Source organism: Pseudomonas sp. 7SR1, from assembly GCF_900156465.1.
Lineage (GTDB): Bacteria > Pseudomonadota > Gammaproteobacteria > Pseudomonadales > Pseudomonadaceae > Aquipseudomonas.
Genome location: NZ_LT707064.1, coordinates 4,575,184 through 4,590,509, shown reverse-complemented (window position 1 = coordinate 4,590,509; position 15,326 = coordinate 4,575,184). Strand labels below are relative to the sequence as shown.

The window sequence follows — 15,326 nt, the reverse complement described above, 5'->3', positions numbered from 1 at the left end:
TAAGAGGTTTCATTTTCCATGCAAAGCCTATTTTCCTTGCGTATTGCGGCCCTGGTCATTGCCTTGTCGAGCACTGGTTTCGTGCACGCGGCGGTGTCCCCCGAGCAGGCGGCACGACTGAACAAAGACCTCACCCCCATGGGCGCCGAGCGTGCAGGCAACAAGGACGGCAGCATCCCGGCATGGACAGGCGGCTACACCCAGGTGCCCGCCGGTTACAAGAACGGCGACAAACGCGCCGATCCATTTGCCTCCGAGAAACCGCTGTATTCGGTCAGCGCCGCGAACATGGCGCAATACTCCGACCTGTTGGCCGAGGGCACCAAGGCCCTGATGCAGAAATACCCGGGCTATCGCCTGGACGTCTATCCGACCCACCGCAGTGCCGCCGCCCCGCAGTGGGTATATGACAACACCCTGCAGAACGCGACCCGGGCCACCGTTGATGTGGAAACCGAGAAAGTCAGCGGTGCCTACGGCGGGATTCCGTTCCCGCTGCCGCAGAACGGTACCGAGGCCCTGTGGAACTATCGATTGTCCTGGCAGGGCGCCGACACCTTCTATGCGCCGTTCGACACCTGGCTGATGACCGCCGGCGGCAAGAAGATCCAGGCTACCCGGGCCCGTTTCTGGTACCAGGATCCGTACTACTTCAAGGAAGGCAGCCTCGAAACGTTCGCCGGCAAATTCCGGATCGGCAAGCTGTCCACGGAATTGCCCTCTTCAAAGGCGGGCGAAGGCCTGATGACCCACTGGGACATGGATCCTGGAAAACGTGCTGCCTGGCAGTACCTGGTCGGCCAGCGCCGGGTACGGCGCGCACCGAACATCGCCTATGACACTCCGGACTTCGTCACCTCCGGCGTCGGTTTCTTCGACGAAGCCTTCATGATCTTCGGCCCGACCGACCGTTACGAGCTGAAGCTGGAAGGCAAGAAAGAACTGCTGGTGCCGTACAACAACAACCGCTGCGCAGCGGCCAGGAGTGACGACCTGGTCAAGCCGGGCTTCCTCAATCCCGACCTGGTGCGCTGGGAGAAACATCGGGTCTGGGTCGTGAGCGCCACCCTGCGCGAAGGCAAGCGTCACGTCGTGCCCAAGCGTACCTACTACGTGGATGAGGATTCCTGGCAAGTGCTGCTGGTCGACGGTTACGACGCCCAGGGCAAGCTGGGACGGCATAACTACTCGCTGACCCTGCTGGCCCCCGAGATGCCGGCACTGACCGCGCAGATGCAATGGGGCAGTTACAACCTGGAAACCGGCGCCTACTTCCTGAACTCCTCGGCCAACGACCTGGATGTGCAGTACCAGAGTTATCCGCGTCCGTCGGCTTCGTTCTTCACCCCCGATGCCATGGCCAACGACAGTTCGCGCTAGGCATTGCAAGGCGCGCCACTGCCTGGGCAGCGGTGCGCCTGGCTGGGGGCTGGATAATTTTCATGCAGTGACGGGAGCGGACATGATCGGGACATTTTCACTGAGGCGAGGGCGGTCGGCGGCCCGGTTGTTGAGCATGATGCTGACCTTGCTGTTGGTATCGGGCTGGACGCTGGCCAGTCCTACACCCGTGTTGCTGGATCAACCGGCCATGCGTAGCGCCAAGGCACCCCGTGCCGTGCTCCTGGCGGTGACCCGCGCGGGCGAACGGTTGGTGGCGGTGGGGGAGCGGGGGATCGTCCTGCTCTCCGACGACTCCGGCAAGCGCTGGCGCCAGGCCGAGGTGCCGGTCAGCGTCAGCCTGACGGCGGTGCAGTTCGTCGATCCGCAGCAGGGCTGGGCGGTCGGCCACATGGGGGTGGTGCTGCACAGCCGCGACGGCGGTGAAACCTGGACCAGGCAGTTGGACGGCATCGAAGCCGCGCAGCAAGCGCTATTTCTGGCCCGCCAACGGCAAGACGTCCAGCGGTTGAAGGACGCCGAACGGCTGGTGGCGGACGGTCCGGACAAGCCGTTCCTCGACCTGTACTTCAGCGACGCGCGCAATGGCTATGTGGTGGGTGCCTATGGCCTCATCCTGCGGACCCAGGACGGAGGGCAGAACTGGCAGCCCTGGATGCAACAGGTCGACAACCCCGAAGGGCTGAACCTGTACGGCATCCGGGCGGCCGGTCGCGCGTTGTTCATTGTCGGTGAGCGAGGCCTGCTGCTGCGTTCTACGGACGACGGGGCCAGCTTCCACTCCCTGGAGTCACCTTACCCCGGCAGTTTCTTCGGCGTGCAGGGCAGCGCCAACGGCGAGTTGCTGGCATTCGGGCTGCGAGGCAATGCGTATTGGTCGGGCGACCAGGGAGCTAGCTGGCGACGCATGGACACCGGCCTGGAGTCGGCCTTGTCCGCCTCGACCCGCCTGGGTGATGGCGCGTCGGTCCTGGCGAGCCAGGGCGGTGACCTGCTGCTCAGCCCCGGTGGCGGCAGTCGTTTCCGGCCCCTGGCCGCTGCGGCCGGCACTTCGGTCGCCGGTCTGGTGGCGGCTCCGGACGGCAGCCTGATCTGCGTCGGCCTGGGCGGCGTGACCCGCCTCGATCCCGACCTTTCCCCGGCGCAACGCTGAACACAACTCGCCTGAGCCCTCGTGGCCGTATTCGGAGCCTGACGTGAACGACCATAATCCCGCCCTCGAACAGCAAGTGGTGACCGCCCGCCTGGAGGACTTCGACCCGCGCTCCGGCAACCTGGGCGAGCGGGCGATCTTCAATCACCGGCCCTGGGTCATCCTGCTCTGCCTGCTGGCGACCCTGGTACTGGGTTACCAGGCCAGCAAGATCGGGTTGAATGCCAGTTTCGAGAAGACCATCCCGACGTCCCATCCCTATGTCGCCCATTTCCTCGAACAACGCAGCGAACTGAGCGGTCTGGGCAATTCGATCCGCATCGCCGTGGAGGTCAAGGACGGCAGTATCTTCGACAAGGACTACCTCGACACCCTGGCCCGGCTCAACGACGAAATCTATCTGCTGCCCGGTGTCGACAAGCCCTATATGAAGTCATTGTGGACACCGACCACCCGCTGGACCGCCGTGACCGAAGAGGGACTGGATGGCGGCACGGTGATCCCGGACAGCTACGACGGCTCGCCGACCAGCCTGGACGAGGTGCGCACCAACGTCGCCCGTTCCGGCGAGATCGGCCAACTGGTGGCGGCCAACTTTCAGTCCAGCGTGATCTTCGTGCCGTTGCTGGAGATCAACCCGGCGACCGGCAAGGCGCTGGACGCCGGCGAGTTCTCCCGGCAGTTGGAAGCGTTGCGCGACAAGTACCAGAGCGCGCGGATCCAGATCCATATCACAGGGTTCACCAAGATCATCGGCGACCTGATCGCCGGCCTGACCCAGGTGCTGCTGTTCTTCGTGGTGGCGGTGCTGGTGACGGTGGCGGTGCTCTATTGGTACACCCGCTGTGCGCGCAGCACGGCATTGGTGGTGCTCTGCTCGCTGGTGGCTGTGCTTTGGCAGATCGGCCTGCTCGCCAGCCTCGGTTACGACCTGGATCCCTATTCGGCGCTGGTTCCCTTCCTGGTATTCGCCATCGGCATGAGCCATGGCGCGCAGAAAATGAATGGCATCATGCAGGACATCGGTCGTGGCACCCACCGGGTGATTGCCGCGCGCTACACCTTCCGTCGTCTGTTCGCCGCTGGCATGACCGCGTTGCTCTGCGATGCCGTGGGCTTCGCTGTGCTGATCGTGATCAAGATCCAGGTGATCCAGGACCTGGCGATCACCGCCAGCATCGGTGTGGCGGTGCTGATCTTCACCAACCTGATCCTGCTGCCGATTCTGCTCAGTTATGTCGGGGTCGGTGCCAAGGCGGCGGCACGCAGCCTGCGTACGGAAACGGCCGAGTTGGCTGCGAGCGTCAGGCATCCGTTCTGGCGCTTCCTCGATCTGTTCACCCAGCGTTCCTGGGCGTGCTCGGCCTGCCTGGTTGGCCTGGCGCTGGCAGTGGGCGGGTTCGCCGTCAGCCTGCAATTGAAGGTGGGCGACCTGGATCCCGGCGCGCCGGAACTGCGGCCGGACTCACGCTATAACCGCGATGCGGCCTTCATGACGCAAAACTATGCGGCCAGTTCGGACATTTTCGTGGTGATGGTGAAAACTCCGGAAGACCAGTGCACCCGCTATCCGACCCTGGCTGCCGTCGATTCCCTGGCCTGGCAACTGGAACAACTGCCGGGCGTGGAGTCCACCAACTCCATGGCCGCCCTGAGCAAGATCGCCGCCGCCGGCTATAACGAGGGCAACTTCAAGTGGTACGAGTTGATTCCCAACGACGGCGCCCTTGGCGCGGTACAGACCCGGGCGCCCCGAGAACTGTTCAACCAGGGCTGTTCGGTGCTCTCGCTCTACGTGTACCTGGCCGACCATAAGGCCGACACCTTGCAACGGGTGGTGGAAACCAGCGAAGCCTTCATCGCCCGGCAGCAGTTGCCGGACGTCAAGTTCATGCTCGCCGCCGGCAGCGCCGGGATCGAGGCCGCCACCAACATTGTGGTCAAGAAGGCCATGCGCGAGATGCTGTTCTGGGTCTATGGCGCCGTTGTCCTGCTTTGCTGGGTAACCTTCCGCTCCTGGCGCGCGGTACTCGCCGCGGTGCTGCCATTGGTGCTCACGTCGATTCTCTGCGAGGCGCTGATGGTCGGACTCGGCATGGGCGTCAAGGTGGCCACCTTGCCGGTGATCGCCCTGGGCGTGGGGATTGGCGTCGACTACGCACTCTACGTGCTGAGCATCATCCTGGTGCACATGCGCGCCGGCGCCTCGTTGTCCGAGGCGTACTACCGGGCATTGCTGTTCACCGGCAAGGTGGTGCTGCTGACCGGCATCACCCTGGCCATCGCCGTGGCAACCTGGGCCTGGTCGCCGATCAAGTTCCAGGCCGACATGGGCATCCTGCTGGCGTTCATGTTCTTGGTGAACATGCTCGGCGCCCTGATCCTGCTGCCGGCGCTGGCTTACTTCCTGTTGCCCCAGCGACTCTTCGCAAAAAAGCCTGAGCCCTCCGGGGCGCTGCAGCCGATCGGGGAGGGGGGCAACTGACATCCAGGGGCGGGTCCTGATCCTGATGGATTGTCGATGCTCGCCTTCGCGACGCCCGACCGTCACCACGCCTCCTGAGGGGATGGTCATTGGCAGCTTGCGGACGTACTTCGGACGCCGGGATTTCGCTGCCATATTTTTGGCAGACCGCTTTTCAGATGAGCTTTTTCATTGAATTGCAAAAGGAAAACCACGGCTTCGCCTGGCTTGATCTAAGCTCCAGAAAAGAGTCGCCCCGAGCAGGGGGGTCCAATGCGAAGCGCATCTGAAAACAGTCTCGGGAAAGCGTTGGAGGCCTGCAGGGACAGCTTCATTTCTGTAGGCTTCTTCAGCCTTTTCATCAATGCACTCATGCTCGTTCCGACCTTCTACATGCTCCAGGTCTACGGTCGAGTGATGACCAGCGGCAGTCTCACCACCCTGGCCATGCTGACGCTGATCATGACCGGGCTGGTGGTGACCCTGGGGTCCCTGGAGTGGATACGTTCGCGCATCATGGTCCACGTCAGTACCCGGCTGGATGTACTGCTCAGTCGCCAGGTCTACAAGGCCAGCTTCAGACGGGCGCTGGACAGCGGTGGCATGGACGCCTCGGCTCAGTCCCTCAACGACCTGACAGGCTTGCGGCAGTTTCTTTCCGGCAATGGCCTGTTCGCTTTCTTCGACGCGCCCTGGCTACCGATCTATATCGCCGTGATGTTTGTCTTCCATCCCTGGTTTGGCTGGGTCGCCACGAGCAGTGCCCTGTTGTTGCTGATGCTCGCGTTCATCAACGAAAAACTCACCGGGCCGGTGCTGGCCCAGGCCAACAAGGAGCACATCGGCGCCACGCTCGACACCACGAAGAACCTGCGTAACGCCGAAGTCATCGAGTCCATGGGCATGCTTGAAACCCTGATGGACCGATGGGGGCGTCGGCAACGGAGCGTGCTGTTGCTGCAGGCGCTGGCGAGCAATCGAGGCGCGGCCATCAGCACGCTGTCCCGGACCTTCCGGCTGCTGGTGCAATCGCTGGTACTGGGAGTGGGTGCGTACCTGGCGGTGGATCACCAGGTGGGTGCCGGCATGGTGTTCGCCGGCTCCGTGCTGCTGGGGCGGGCCCTGGCTCCCATCGACCTGATCATCGGCAGCTGGAAGGGTTTCACCGCCGCGCGGTCGCAGTATGGTCGCCTGAACGACATCCTGCGCAAACAACAAGCCCAACCCGAATGCATGCCCTTGCCGGCGCCCCAGGGACATGTGCAGGTGGAGAACCTGGTGGTGACAGCGCCCGGCTCCAGGACCCCGATCATCAAGAACATCAGCTTCAGCGTGCCGGCCGGTTGCATGGTCGGCATCATCGGCCCCAGTGCCGCGGGCAAGTCGACCCTGGCCCGGGCGCTCATCGGGGTGTGGGTCGCCCAACATGGGGTGGTCCGGCTCGATGGCGCGGACATCAGTGCCTGGAACAAGCATGATCTCGGCCCCCATATCGGCTACTTGCCCCAGGACATCGAATTGTTCGAGGGCAGTATCGCGGAGAACATCGCACGCTTCTCCGCGGTGGATCCGGCGGAGGTCATCCTGGCCGCCAGGACCGCCGGTGTCCACGAGATGATCCTGCAACTGCCCGATGGCTACGACACCGTCATCGGCAGTGAAGGTGTGATGCTGTCGGCAGGGCAGCGCCAGCGCATCGGTCTGGCCCGAGCGCTCTATGGCCGCCCGCGCCTGATCGTGCTCGACGAGCCCAATTCCAACCTGGATGACGTCGGTGACCGTGCCCTGGCGGCTGCCTTGCAGCAGCTCAAGCAGACCGGCGCGACGCTGTTCGTCATCACGCACCGCACCAATATCGTGTCGCAACTCAACCGGCTCCTGGTGATGAACGCCGGAACGATCAGTCTGTATGGGGCACGCGAGGATGTGCTGGCCGAACTCAAAGCGCAGCAACAGCGGGCACAGAAGCCCGCCATGCCCGCCAGCGCCGGCATCACGTGTGTCGATACCGGCAGGGGTGATACCGATGAACCCTGCGACGCCAGACCGTCGAATTGAAAGCCCTACCGAACTACCGACCTCCGATCGAAAGATCCGCCGCCTGGGCATTGCGATTGTCGGCGTGACCTTTGGCCTGTTCGGCACCTGGGCGGCAGTCGCGCCTATCGATGGCGCCGCTTACGCGCCGGGGGTGGTCACCGTGCAGTCCTACCGCAAGACGGTCCAGCACCTGGAAGGTGGCATCGTCAAGACGCTGCTGGCCCATGACGGTGACATCGTCCAGCGTGACGACCCCTTGATCATTCTCGACGACGCCCAGTTGCGCTTCGAATACGAGATCAGCCGAAACCAACTGGTCGCGACCAAGGCCATGGAGGCAAGGCTCAGGGCCGAACGCGACGAACTCGCGACCATCGACTTTGGCGAGGCTTCCGGCCCGGCCAGCCTGCGTGCTGAGGAGGCACGCCAAGGCGAGACCCAGGTGTTCAATGCCCGCCGAGGAGCACGGGCGGGGCAGGTCGCGGTATTGCGTGAGCGTATCGGCCAGCTGCAGCAACAGGTCAAGGGCCTGGAATCGATGATCGCCGCCAAGGCGCATCTGGAACGCTCCTATGGCGGTGAAATCACCGAGCTGGGCGACCTGCTCAAGCAAGGATTCGTCGACAAGCAGCGCCTGGTCGAGCAGGAGCGCAAGCTGGGGCTGCTCAGGTCGGAGCTCGCCGATCACCGTTCCAGCATCAACAGGACCCGCCTGCAGATCAACGAAACCCAGTTGCAGATCCTGCAGATCGACAAGGACTTCAACGCCGATGTGGTCAAGCAGTTGGCCGAAGTCCAGGGGCGCATGTACGACCTGCAGGAAAAGACCTCGGCCCTGGAAGACCGCCTCAGCCGTGTCGTCATCCGCGCCCCCGATGCGGGCATGGTGATCGGCATGACGGTGCACACCATTGGTGGGGTGGTGAGTCCGGCCACGCCGTTGCTGGACATCGTGCCTTCGGTTTCCGAGCTGGTGATCGAGGCCCAGGTCGCGCCGGTGGACATCGATCGCATTGCCATCGGCAAACGTGCAGACATCCGTTTTGGCGCGTTCGACAGTGCAACGACGCCCGTCATCGAAGGAGAGGTCAGCAGCGTATCGGCTGACCGACTGACCCAGGAAAAGACCGGCACTGCCTATTACCTGGCACGCGTGCGGGTGACTGCCAACGGCGCTCGGACCCTGGGGGAACGCAAGCTGCTGCCGGGGATGCCGGCGGATGTATTGATCATCACCGGCGAACGCACGCTGCTGCAGTACTTGATGCAGCCAGCCCGGGCGGCCTTGTCTCAATCGATGATCGAGGAGTGAGGCATGGACCGTGCAGCCGTTTTTTTGGGCGGGTTGATGCTCGCCACGAATGCCGTCCTGGCACAGGCCTCCGAGACCATCTCGACCGGGGTCAGTGCCTCGACATTTTCCACCGACCTGATGCAGCTGTATCGCGAAGCGCGCCTGGAAGATCCGCAGATACTGGCTTCCCATGCACGGGCACAGGCAGGCCAGGAACACCAGCGCGAAGCCATGGGAGCGCTGTTGCCGCAACTTTCGTTCAACGCCGGGACCAATCGAATCCATCAGGACAGCGACCTGGTGCAGCGCAGCTACGACAGTGAAAGCTACAACCTGGTGCTGCGTCAGTACCTCTACAACAAAACGGCGTGGGAGAACTACCGCAAATTCCAGAGCCTGGCGCGACAGTCCGAATCCCAGGCGCTGGATACCCAGGCCGAGGCGGCGGTGGAGCTGGCGCGGCGTTATTTCCTGGCGCTGGCGGCCGAAGATGAGCTGGAGTTGGTGCGGGCGGAACGTCGAACCACCCAGAGCAGCCTGGATCGGGTCAATGCCCTGTACGAGAAGCAGTTGGCCCTGGTCACCGACCAGCTTGATCTCAAGGCCAGGGTGGACTTGTTGGCAGCTCAGGAGCTCGATGCCCGCAACCAGGCCAGCATCAGCCGCGAGGCATTGGCGGAAATCGTCGGGCGCCCCGTGAAGGAAAGGCTCAACCGGATCCGCGACGACATTGATTTGCAGGTTTCGACCCAGAGCCTGGAAGCCTGGGTCCGCGACGGCATCGCGCTCAACCCGGCCCTCAAGGCCAACGAGAGCGGTGTCGAAGCCGCCGGCGCTGCCTTGCGCAGCGGCAAGGGCGGGCATTACCCGACCCTGAGCCTGAACCTGAGCGCCCTGCAGACCAACGAGGGCTACAACAATTCCCTCGCTCCGCGTACTGACAGCTATGTCGCTGGAATCGGCATCCAGGTGCCGCTGTACAGCGGTGGTTCGACTTCGGCGAGGGTCCGTGGGCTCTATCAGGACCAGCAGGTTGCCGAACAGGAACTGGAAGCCGTCCGGCGCCGGGTGGTCAAGGAAATCACCAATGCCTATCTGACGGCCAGCTCCAATGGCGAGAAAATCGCCGCGAATCGCCTGGCCCTGAGTTCCGCCCAGCTGTCCCGGGTCGCGGCGGAAAAAGCGCTGAGCTACGGGATGATCAATTCCGTCGATGTGCTGGCCAGCGTGCGCAACGAGTTCCGCGCTCGACGCGACCTGCTCAAGACGCAATACGATTTTCTCAGCAATGTGCTGATCCTCAATCGCTGGGCAGGAAAACCACCAGCCGACAGCATCGCAAACGTCAATGTCTGGCTGGGCCCCGGTAACGGTCCGGGCGAGAAACGTATCGATGCCGCCAGGTGAAGGCGCCGGCGTTCAGCAACGTGCCGCGCTGCGCGGAGTCGACGGCAAATTGACGAGCCTGCGGCTGTCACTTCCAATTTCGCGCCGCTGGTCGGTTAATTGACGAAGTGCGCTTTTCCAGATCAGCGATATCGTCACAGGAAAAAGAGGTAGCTGGATGATTTCAATGGATATTTTTTATTGACTGGCCACGCGCAGCGAAACGGCGGATCTGCGCTCGATGCAGCGGCCCTGCCAGTTGCGACTGACAGGGCGCCAGCTGGCCTAGACTCAGCAAACAGGCTCGAGGGAGCACATTATCATGTGTAAGCTGTTGATAATTATTCCTGTTTATCCCGCCTCAGTGGGTTTATCCAGCTTCATGGATTATCCACCCTCACAACAAGTGTCAAGGATGGAGGCTCTCGTCGGTGCTTCAGGGGGGCCAGGAATATGACGTCGGACCATAAGAAACCGATTCGTGTGATGCTGATCGACTGTCGTCCCCTGGTACTGATGGGGCTTCACGATCTGATCAATGCCAGGAAGCCCCAGATGGAAGTGAGCGGCCAGGCCTCCACCTACACCAATGCGCTGGACCTGGCCGATCAATTGCGACCCAACGTGATCTTCTTCAGCTTCTTTCCGGACGCCCTGGATCCGCTGGAGGTCGTCGCGGAGCTCACTCGCAGCGCCGAAATGAAAGTCCTGGTGCTCAAGGGACTTTACGAGGCGGTGCCCGCTGCCCAGGCGATCGAGGCAGGGGCCCGCGGGATTGTATTGGCGGAGGATCCGACGGAATCCATCATCCGGGCCATCATCCAGGTTCATCACCGCGATGTCGGTATGGACCGGGCGTGGGCCGATGGGCTTTCAGGTTATGCCGCCAGTGGGCACATACCGTTGAAGTGCAACCTGGAGCAGGCCAAGCAGGCGCGGCTGACTCTGCGCGAAAGAGAGCTGATTCTCGCCATCGTGGGTGATCCTTCCGCCAAATACATCAGCATCGCCGAGCGTTTGGGCATCAGCGAACACACCGTGCACAATCATCTGAGCAACATCTATCAGAAGCTCAATCTCATCAATCGCATCGACCTGCTGATGTATGCCCTCAAACACGGGCTCACCAGCAACCAGGCACCACCCGAGTCGACCTGGGTGGAGCTGGATTGATGCTCATCGTGCGAGGGTGGCTTCCAGGCCGCCCTCGCATCGGGTCAAGCACCTTCGGTTATCAGGCACTGCCAAGCACGATGTCGGTACTCAGCAGGTCGACGCCCACCAGGGTAATGGTAGTCACCTGTCCGCCCGACTCGGCCACCGTCACGATGCTGTCGGCTCCCGTGTTGTCGATCAGTTGTACCACCGCGCCCTGGTCACCGTTGAGTACCAGGCTGTCTCGCTGGCCTGCGGTATCGAAGCCGGTGAGCTGGTACAGGTTTTCGGTGAATGTCAGGTCGACGTTGAAGGCATCTCGCTCACCGCCCGTGCCTGCCAGCAGGTAGTCGAACGTGGCGTCGTCCGCTTCGTCGGCGAACAGGTTGGCGTCGAAGGTGCTGGTGGCGCTATCCCCATCCTTGTCGGTCAACGTTGCGTTGAACGTCAGCTGGATGTCGCTGGCCAGGCTCTCGGATTCCTGGATGAACTGGATCACTGGAATCTTGATCGCGCCCCGGGCCATGGTGAGCTGGACGGCATCGATCATCGCCGTGCCTTCACGTTCGACCAGGAAAGACACCTGGCCGCCGGCTTCCGCAGTCAGGGTGTTCACCTCCGTGAGATTGGAGAAAGTGCCATCCTCGTAGAAGATCCTGAAGTACAGGTCTTCGGTGGCCGTGTTATAGCCCGCCACGGAGTTGTCGATGAAGATCTTCATGCCGGTCAGCAGGCTTTCCGGGTTGATGACGAAGCTTTCATCGGCGGCGCCGATCGCCGCCAGGTTATCGCCCTGGAGGAGATTGTTGCCCACGCCGATCCCGGAGGTGCTGACGTTCATCGCCGTCGGGTCGATGTACGAGGGCAGGGGATTGGTCTGCAGGGCCGCCTCGGTGGGGTCGGGTGCGCCAAGGCCGATACCCGCCAGGATGTCTGTGGTGGAGGCAAGCGCCTTCGCGGAGAAGAACACGATTTCCTCCGAGGCCGAAGGAATGGTCGGGGCGTTGGTTTCCGGGATCAACAATGTGCGCACGGGGTCCGGGCCGCCGGCATCGAGGGAGCCGTCGGCGCTGCTGCGCACGATGGTCGAACTGAAGCCTTGCACCAGATCGAGTGCGTAGCTGCCATTGGCATAAGCCGTCAGCGTGTAATCGACGCTGGTGTGCGCTGTGTCGGCGTTGTTGTCGAAGTCACCGGTCAGGGTGCCGGAAAAATGATACGCACCGTCGATGTCCGGCGAGGGCGCCTGTTCCGTCAGTGTCCCGGTTCCGGTGGTGGTCGTGTTGTCTGGCCGGACCAGGGTGAACTGGCCGTTGAGCAGGGAAATATCCAACCCGGCCGCGCCCAGTCCATCGGCCCCGGCGGACCGGTCCCAGTAACCGTATTGCGGCAGTACGCTGCCGGTCCCGATCAGGTTGCCGAAGGCGAGCGATGGGCCGTCGTCCTTGAATATCAGGTTCTGCCCGATATTGAGCGTCGCCTGGGCCATGTCCCCATCCTTGTCTGTCTTGGTCGCGGCCAACGTCACCAGGTTATCCGCGCTCAGGCTCGTCGAGTCATCAGGATTGGTTGCATCCGGATGAATGATCGCCCGGAGCTGATCCAGCGTAACGTTGCCGTTGCTGGCCACACTGACGGTAAAGACCAGCAGGTTGGTGCCAGCCGTACGACCTTCCACCACCGTGCCGTTGAGCGATAGGTTCACCGCTTCGCCCGAGGCGCTGTCGGTCAGCCCCGAGGCGCCGGCGACCACGCCCAGCGCATAGCTCAGGGTGCCGGCGCCATCGGCGCCGAACGCTGAGGTGAAGTTGGCCGCGAAACCCTCGGTCGCGTCGCTCGTCAGGTCGGTCTCGTCCACCGTCAGGGTGGGTTCCGTACCGGTGGTGCTGATGCTGGGGCCGTCGTCCTTGAACACCAGGTCATGGCCGATATCCAGGATCGCCTGGGCCGTGTCGCCTTCCTTGTCGGTCACGGTTGCCGTCAGGGTGACCAGATTGTCCGATGCCAGGCTCGTCGAATCGTCGGGATTGGTGGCATCCGGGTGAACCACTGCACGAAGCTGATCCAGGGTAACGCTGCCATTGGTATCCACGCTGGCGGTGAATACCAGCAGGTTGGTGCCGGCCGTACGACCCTCCACCACCGTGCCATTGAGCGACAGGTTCACCGCTTCGCCCGTGGCGGTGTCGGTCAGCCCCGAAGCGCCGGCGACCACTCCCAGCGCGTAGGTGAGGGTGCCGGCGCCGTCAGCCCCGAAAGCAGAGGTGAAATTGGCGGCAAAGCCTTGGGTCGCGTCACTGGTCAGGTCCGTTTCGTCCACTGTCAGTGCAGGTTCCGTACCGGTGGTGCTGATGCTGGGACCATCATCCCTGAATACCAGGTTCTGCCCGATGTTCAGCGTTGCCTGGACACTGTCGCCGTCCCTGTCGATTGTGGTTGCCGTCAGTGTGACCAGCTCGTCCGAAGTCAGGCTCGTTGAATCATTCGGATCGGTGGCATCCGGATGGACCACTGCTCGAAGCTGATCCAGGGTAACGCTGCCATCGGCATCCACGCTGACGGTGAATACCAGCAGGTTGGTGCCGGCGGTACGGCCTTCCACCACTGTACCGTTGAGCGACAGGTTCACCGCTTCACCCGTGGCCGTGTCGGTCAATCCGCAGGCACCGGCGACCACTCCCAGTGAATAGGCCTTCGTGCCAGCGCCATCGGCACCGAACGCCGAGGTGAAGTTGGCGGCGAAGCTCTGGGTCGCGTCAGTCGCCAGCACCGTCTCGTCTACGGTCAACGTAGGTTCCGTGCCGGTGGTAGTGATGCTTGGACCGTCGTCTTCGAAAATGATCTGCGAGCCTATCTCGGCCTTGGCGACAGAGGCCTGGAGCAGGGTGAAGCCGCCAATATCGAAATCGGCGTGGTTATTGCCTTTGGCATCCACGGCCGCGCCATTTTCGATCAGCACACGGTTGTGATCCGCTGTGGTGCTGTATTCGATCTGATAACCGGCCTTCACACCGCTGATGGTCGCAACGCCATCCACGAAGCTGATCAGGAGGGTTGGATCAGTCACCGAGCCGTCCGAATCTGCGATCACCAGACCGGTACTGATATTGATGACGCGCACGTTGGTGATCGCAACGGGGTCATCCCCCGCATAGCCGTTGATAAAGTCCGCGCCCGCTTCGACAGCAGTGTCGAAAGCGCTGACGGTGATCACGGCACTTTTGCCGCTTTGCAATTGCACCACGTCAAAGCTCGCGGTCTTGGCATCGAACATCTCGGTGAAATCGATGTTGGATTCAAGGTCCGCTTCGTTCTGGTCCAGGTTGGGTATGGTCACATCCTGCCTGGCCCCGGTGACAAAGGTAAATCGAATGCCTTCCTGTTCCACGATCATCTGGTTGTTGGTACCGAAGGTGGTCGGTCCGCCGGCCTGGCTTGTATTGACGGTGTCGCCGGTGGTGATGTTGACGCCGCTGGACTGGTCGGCGGGGTTCTTCCCGGTGGCAATGATGGTGGGCTCGGTGATACGGGTAACACCGTCGACCACCTCCGTCGTCGGGTTCGCAGCGGTGAACATCAGGAACAGATTCTGCCCGGAAGGTGCATTGGCCAGGCTGAACTCAAGGTCCTGGCTGGCGCCGATGAAGACTTTGTCCTGCAGGCTGAGCGGGTCATCGGGGTTGGTGGTGTCCGGATGGCTCAACGCGGCGTATTCCACGGTCCAGATCTTGCCACCAGAGACAGGCGAGCCGGTTTCCTCGATGTAGGCGGCAAATACAATCGCACCGTCCGAGCCTCCGGCGCGGCCGAGGGCGATGTTGTTGTCAGTGTCCGTGTAGAGCAGGATGCTGATGCCATCCAGGGTGAACAGACCGCTGTCGACACCGTCCAGGGGTACCCCGGAACTGTCGACGAAGCCGATATCGGTAATGATCGCACCAGGGTCGGCGGAAAGCGTGAACGCATTGCTGCCGCTATTGCCGGCTGCGCCGGTATAGCCACTCAGCGCTGCGCCCGTAGCGGTGCCGGCACCGAGGGCGGTCAGGCGACTGGCAAAGGCAGAGGGCAGGGACGTCAGCAGGATGTCGTTGTCGTCGGCATCGCCCGCAGTGCCTGGTGTCGCGGTGCCGTTCTGCAGGCCGGCCGTTTCGTCCAGGGTAACGTCGGCACCGGTGGCCACGACTTCCAGGTCGGTGGCTGCCGTGGGGGTGAACAAGGATTTCTGCTCGCCAATAGTCATGATGTGCTCCAGAGCTAGTGCGGTCATCGAGGCCTGACCGTTGACCATTGCTCGTCACTATGGGAAAGCGCCGCGGATTGCGCATCGACCGATACTCCCAGCCCGACTGGGAGTTTCGGACTATTCAGGCGCACAACCCGCGTGGTGGGAGCGACAGATGGAGAGAAGCGCCTGTACCCCGAGGGGAGCGATC

Annotated in this window: 8 protein-coding genes; 7 read left to right on the top strand and 1 reads right to left on the bottom strand. The window is 62.5% G+C overall.

Going from position 1 to position 15,326, the window contains the following annotated elements; translation table 11 throughout:
- Positions 1–18: 18 nt before the first annotated feature.
- The 7 genes from BW992_RS20380 (at position 19) to BW992_RS20350 (ending at position 10,911) form a co-directional block, all read left to right on the top strand.
- On the top strand, positions 19–1,380 hold the full coding sequence (locus BW992_RS20380; RefSeq protein ID WP_076407000.1) for a DUF1329 domain-containing protein: 1,362 nt from the start codon (positions 19–21) through the stop codon (positions 1,378–1,380).
- A 136-nt stretch (positions 1,381–1,516) separates the two neighbouring features.
- The gene (locus BW992_RS20375; protein ID WP_083526351.1) at positions 1,517–2,554 is read left to right on the top strand and encodes a WD40/YVTN/BNR-like repeat-containing protein; all 1,038 of its coding nucleotides are present in this window, start codon (positions 1,517–1,519) and stop codon (positions 2,552–2,554) included.
- 43 nt (positions 2,555–2,597) lie between these two features.
- The gene (locus BW992_RS20370; RefSeq protein WP_076406999.1) at positions 2,598–5,039 is read left to right on the top strand and encodes an efflux RND transporter permease subunit; all 2,442 of its coding nucleotides are present in this window, start codon (positions 2,598–2,600) and stop codon (positions 5,037–5,039) included.
- Between the two features lie 252 nt (positions 5,040–5,291).
- Entirely contained in the window at positions 5,292–7,076 is a 1,785-nt protein-coding gene (locus BW992_RS20365) for a type I secretion system permease/ATPase (RefSeq protein ID WP_076406998.1), read from the top strand.
- The gene (locus tag BW992_RS20360) at positions 7,045–8,370 is read left to right on the top strand and encodes an HlyD family type I secretion periplasmic adaptor subunit (protein WP_076406997.1); all 1,326 of its coding nucleotides are present in this window, start codon (positions 7,045–7,047) and stop codon (positions 8,368–8,370) included. The genes BW992_RS20365 and BW992_RS20360 overlap by 32 nt, the downstream gene beginning before the upstream one ends.
- 3 nt (positions 8,371–8,373) lie before the next feature.
- A complete protein-coding gene (locus BW992_RS20355; RefSeq protein WP_076406996.1) occupies positions 8,374–9,759 on the top strand; it encodes a TolC family protein in 1,386 nt (461 codons plus the stop codon).
- Between the two features lie 432 nt (positions 9,760–10,191).
- Positions 10,192–10,911: a response regulator transcription factor gene (locus tag BW992_RS20350; protein ID WP_072391894.1), complete on the top strand. Its 720-nt coding sequence runs from the start codon at positions 10,192–10,194 to the stop codon at positions 10,909–10,911.
- Between the two features lie 61 nt (positions 10,912–10,972).
- Here BW992_RS20350 and BW992_RS20345 read toward each other — a convergent pair whose 3' ends face one another.
- Positions 10,973–15,160: a DUF5801 repeats-in-toxin domain-containing protein gene (locus tag BW992_RS20345; RefSeq protein WP_372239186.1), complete on the bottom strand. Its 4,188-nt coding sequence runs from the start codon at positions 15,158–15,160 to the stop codon at positions 10,973–10,975.
- Positions 15,161–15,326 lie beyond the last annotated feature (166 nt).